The sequence below is a fragment of the Simiduia sp. genome (assembly GCF_058345725.1).
In genome coordinates, this window is sequence record NZ_JBTUOC010000001.1 from 1 (window position 1) to 3,920 (window position 3,920).

Here is a 3,920-nt window from a genome sequence, read left to right on the forward strand (position 1 = left end):
CACTGGTTGCCACACCCTTGTTCACCGACAATAGCTCTCAACAAGGAAGTACGCAGGGAAGTGACGTCGACCAGGCAAGGTCAAAGGAAGCGCTCTTAGGAATCGAGGGCCAAAAGCACAAAGGTCAGGGAAAAGGATCAAGGACGGTTCAAGACCACAACTTAGGGAAAGGGATTTAAAAGCCAGCATTATTGCTGGCTTTTTTTTATGGCGGCCGTACGGGTAGGCGATAGACTTCGCAGTCACGCCGTTTCTCGTATACTGGCTGCCACACCAGATAACAACAATAGCGATCTCCTCTATGACAGCATTCATTCGCCCAGCCCTGCTATGGCTTTGCTTTGCACTTGGCGCCTGCATCTATATCGTCAGCCTGGCGTTTGAGCCGCCGCTGACGGCAACCGTGTTACTCAAAGTTTTCCCTATTTTGTGCTTAATAACACTGGCTTTTTGCAGCGCGCAAGCGCCGGGCTATCTTCGATGCGCTTTGCCACTCTCTGCCCTGGGCGATCTATTACTTGCACTACCGCTTCAAAATGGCTTTATCTACGGACTGGGCGCGTTTTTGCTGGCCCAGCTCAACTACGCCTGGGGATTTAGCCGCGCGCGCAAGCAAGTGCTAGACAGCCAACGCAAAGGGCGCCTATTGTTTGTGGCACTCGTGTGCGCCGCATTGGCCAGTGTAATTTTGCCCAAGACAGGTGCCCTGCTGTTGCCCGTTACACTCTATTTGGCGGCAATCGCCAGTATGATCGTGCTGGCCAGCCTGCACGAAAGCGCCAATGCCAGTATATTTTGCGGCGCCTTGCTGTTTGTCATCTCTGATGCCTGCATTGCCATCAATAAATTCATCTTGCCCTTTAAGGCGAGCGACGTCGTTATTATGGTGACTTACTACGGCGCCCAGGCCCTCATTGTTTATGGCGTTATGCGCTATCACCGGCGCGTGCCGAGTACGCCTGTAGCCGCCTAATTCCTAGAATCGCGGTGGTCGGCACGCCCCAGAAGTTGCTCGCGCAGCGACAGCTCACGAGCATCTGGGTGCAACCAAATAGCAAAAAACGCGGGGGCAAAGGCGGGATCACTGACTCTGCCCAGCAGCTGCCGATTAAGGTAAAAAGCTGCGCTGCCATCCAGGCGATACCACAAGGTCAAGCTATCACCTGCGCGCACGTCGGGCCAAAGCGCGCCAACCTCGGCCAGCCAGGCTTGTCGCTGGTTGCTGTCAAACGCCAGCCGTCGCCACTCGACCTGCGTACGCGCCAGTAGCTGCTCGCGCTCGATAGCACGCGCATACTGTATTTCCAGGGCAAAGGGTTTAGGTAAGGGTTGACGCGGTGCCAGCGGCGCTCCGGTACAGCTGAGCGTGGTTGCGGTATAAATCTTGACACCCCAAAGTGATAACTGCCCCTGCCCCACCGGTTGCATGTCGACCAAGTCCTCGCACGCCAAACAAGCACCGGCAGAGACACCCCAGCCAAACAATACCCACCACTTCATAACATACGCCTCGCCACTTGCTACACTCCAATGTGTTACGCCTCCGGTACCGATTCGGATGGTTTTCCGGTTCCGCATTGCTGCCAATTCAGGTAGAGTGCCGATTTATTGTCAGTATGACCATCACCTATGACCCACGCGGCAGATTCTGCAGCTAGCACCAGCCAAGTACTCGACAAAGGCCTGTGGGGAATGACCCGACCCATGTTGCTTGAACAGGCGTTGGTGCTCAGCATTCCCATGACCGACTTATTTTTCTTAAGTCGCGTATCCGATAACGCAGCGGCAGCTGTGGGCGCTATTACGCCTATTCTCTATTTTTCGTTTACCTGCCTCTGGGTGGTGGCATTCGCGGGTTCCAGCCTGACGTCTCAGCGCATGGGCAATAACGATTACGCACAGGCCAACGCCACCATCGGTGTTTACGCCATCTGGTTGATTCTGCTCAGCCTGCTCGCCACGCTCATGGTGTATTACGGCGGCCCCCTGGTTTCTGGCTGGATGGGATTGGAGGCGGCCATCAAACTGGACGCCGACACCTACCTACGCATAACCGCCTGGATGATCGGCGTCTGGGGCGTGCACTCGCTGACCCACAGTATTCTCACCGTGTACGGCCTGCCGCAGTGGAACCTAGTGGCCAATGCCGGCTATTTTGTCACCAATTTATTCGGTAACAGCTGCGTAGTATTCGGTTTATTCGGCGTGCCCCAGCTTGGGCTGGTCGGCGTGGCCTGGGTGAGCGTTTTTTCGTCGCTGGTGGGTGTGTTAATCGCCGCGCTGGCGATTTGGTACCGGCTAAAACTGCGTGTCATCTGGGCCCAGGTCGCACAGGACTTTCGACGCCACTCCCGACAACTCGGTCGCATCGCACTGCCAAGTATTGCCGAGCCCCTGTCCTTTGACGGTCAGATGATTGTGCTTAGCGCCATTGTCGCCGTGGGCGGCGCCACCGAACTCGCGGCCCGGGCTTACACCTTTAATACCTTCATGGCATTGCTCATCTTTACCATTGCCATCAGCACCGCCACCGAGGTGATGGTGGGCCAATACGTAGGCGCAAAACAATTTGCCAAAGCGAACCGCCAACTGCACCAAAGCTTGAAAGCGGCCTTTTGGGGTGCGGGGGCCATTGGTGTTCTGTTCACACTGCTAGCACCTCAGGTTATGTCGCTGTACACCCAAGAAGCCAGTATTTTAGCGATGGCCTATTGGTACTTTGGCCTGTCGTTGCTGGCCGAGCCCGGCCGGACCGTCAATATCATTGTGGGTAATTCACTGCGCGGTACTGGCGATGGCTGGTTTATATCCATTGCCGGTGTCTTATTCAGCTGGCTGGTGGCAGTCCCGCTGGCCTGGTATTTGGCCATTGAACTCGGCCTGGGTCTGTTGGGTGTGCTGATCTCTGCCGTCGCCGACGAGGGCTGCCGTTCAGTCATCTACTACTGGCGCTGGCGCCAGGGGCACTGGCAACATAAAAATGCCATTGCCTTAGAAGAAGCCCAGCAGCGCCTCAACCAAACGGGTCACGGCATTTAACGGGATAGCACATTTTTTGGTTGTGCCATAAACGCCTGAAACGCCTGCTCAAGTGCGTGCGCCGAAGCCCGCTCGCCCGCTAGATACAACAGTTCAATCACACACTCCGCGGTACACAGGCCTCCGGGCTTTTGGTTGCGTCTGAGTCGAAACAGTGATGGTCTATCGCGCTTGAGGGACAGAGCGGGCAAGGCGTGTAAATAGGGACTTTGATTAAACATCTTTTGCGCTTGCTGCCAAGTGGCATCGATCAACACAACTGTGGGATTTTCGCCCAGGCTTACTGTCAGAGAATCCTGAGCGGTTGTTAGCTGGGCTTCGGGTACACACGCCAAGCACAGCGCCGCCTCTCCCCTTGGGTACAAAAGCCAACAGTTGCCATGCGCAATCTCAGCCAGCAACTGCGGGTCGGCCGCCGTGCGCGACCACTCCACTACGCGAGCCTTCACCCCTGCCTGCGCCAGGACGAGCTGCCCGGTATTGGATTTTTTTTGCAGCTCGCGGCTGTGGCATAACAGCACAAACGCTATGGATGCCATCTCTGAAATTCCCCTCCGGTATAAACCTGAATAAAGCGCTGCGTATAAACGCAAAAACCCGGCCGAAGCCGGGTTTTTTTGTATGCCTACCTATTACTCGGCAGCAGGGGTCTCTGCTGAGGCAGCCGGAGTCTCTTCCGCTGCGGCCTCTTTAATAGAGAGCTTGATGCGACCGCGCTGATCGACGTCCAGGCACTTAACACGCACCACCTGGCCTTCTTTCAGGTAGTCGTTGACATCATTTACGCGCTCATCGGCGATTTGCGAAATGTGCACCAAGCCGTCCTTGCCAGGCAAGAAGTTGACGAAGGCACCGAAATCTACGATGCGAACCACGGTCCC

At 55.8% G+C, this 3,920-nt stretch carries 5 protein-coding genes; 2 read left to right on the forward strand and 3 right to left on the reverse strand.

From position 1 onward, the window contains the following. The first annotated feature begins 301 nt into the window (after positions 1 to 301). Positions 302 to 973 (forward strand): lysoplasmalogenase, encoded by a 672-nt coding sequence (locus ACW8F6_RS00005; RefSeq protein ID WP_491573775.1) that lies wholly within the window; start codon positions 302 to 304, stop codon positions 971 to 973. Here ACW8F6_RS00005 and ACW8F6_RS00010 read toward each other — a convergent pair. Then, a complete protein-coding gene (locus ACW8F6_RS00010; RefSeq protein ID WP_491573776.1) occupies positions 970 to 1,500 on the reverse strand; it encodes a chalcone isomerase family protein in 531 nt (176 codons plus the stop codon). The two genes, ACW8F6_RS00005 and ACW8F6_RS00010, sit on opposite strands and share 4 nt — an antisense overlap. Positions 1,501 to 1,629: 129 nt before the next feature. On the opposite strand from ACW8F6_RS00010, the gene ACW8F6_RS00015 reads away from it, so the two are divergent. Next, positions 1,630 to 3,039 carry an MATE family efflux transporter gene (locus ACW8F6_RS00015; RefSeq protein ID WP_491573777.1) on the forward strand — a complete coding sequence of 470 codons (1,410 nt, stop codon included), beginning with the start codon at positions 1,630 to 1,632 and terminating at the stop codon, positions 3,037 to 3,039. Here ACW8F6_RS00015 and ACW8F6_RS00020 read toward each other — a convergent pair. Both ACW8F6_RS00020 and ACW8F6_RS00025 read right to left on the reverse strand, forming a co-directional pair. Then, positions 3,036 to 3,578, reverse strand: a complete 543-nt coding sequence (locus tag ACW8F6_RS00020; RefSeq protein ID WP_491573778.1) for a DTW domain-containing protein — start codon at positions 3,576 to 3,578, stop codon at positions 3,036 to 3,038. The two genes, ACW8F6_RS00015 and ACW8F6_RS00020, sit on opposite strands and share 4 nt — an antisense overlap. A 93-nt stretch (positions 3,579 to 3,671) precedes the next feature. Then, a partial coding sequence (locus ACW8F6_RS00025; RefSeq protein ID WP_491573779.1) for a S1 RNA-binding domain-containing protein occupies positions 3,672 to 3,920 on the reverse strand: 249 nt, incomplete at its 5' end.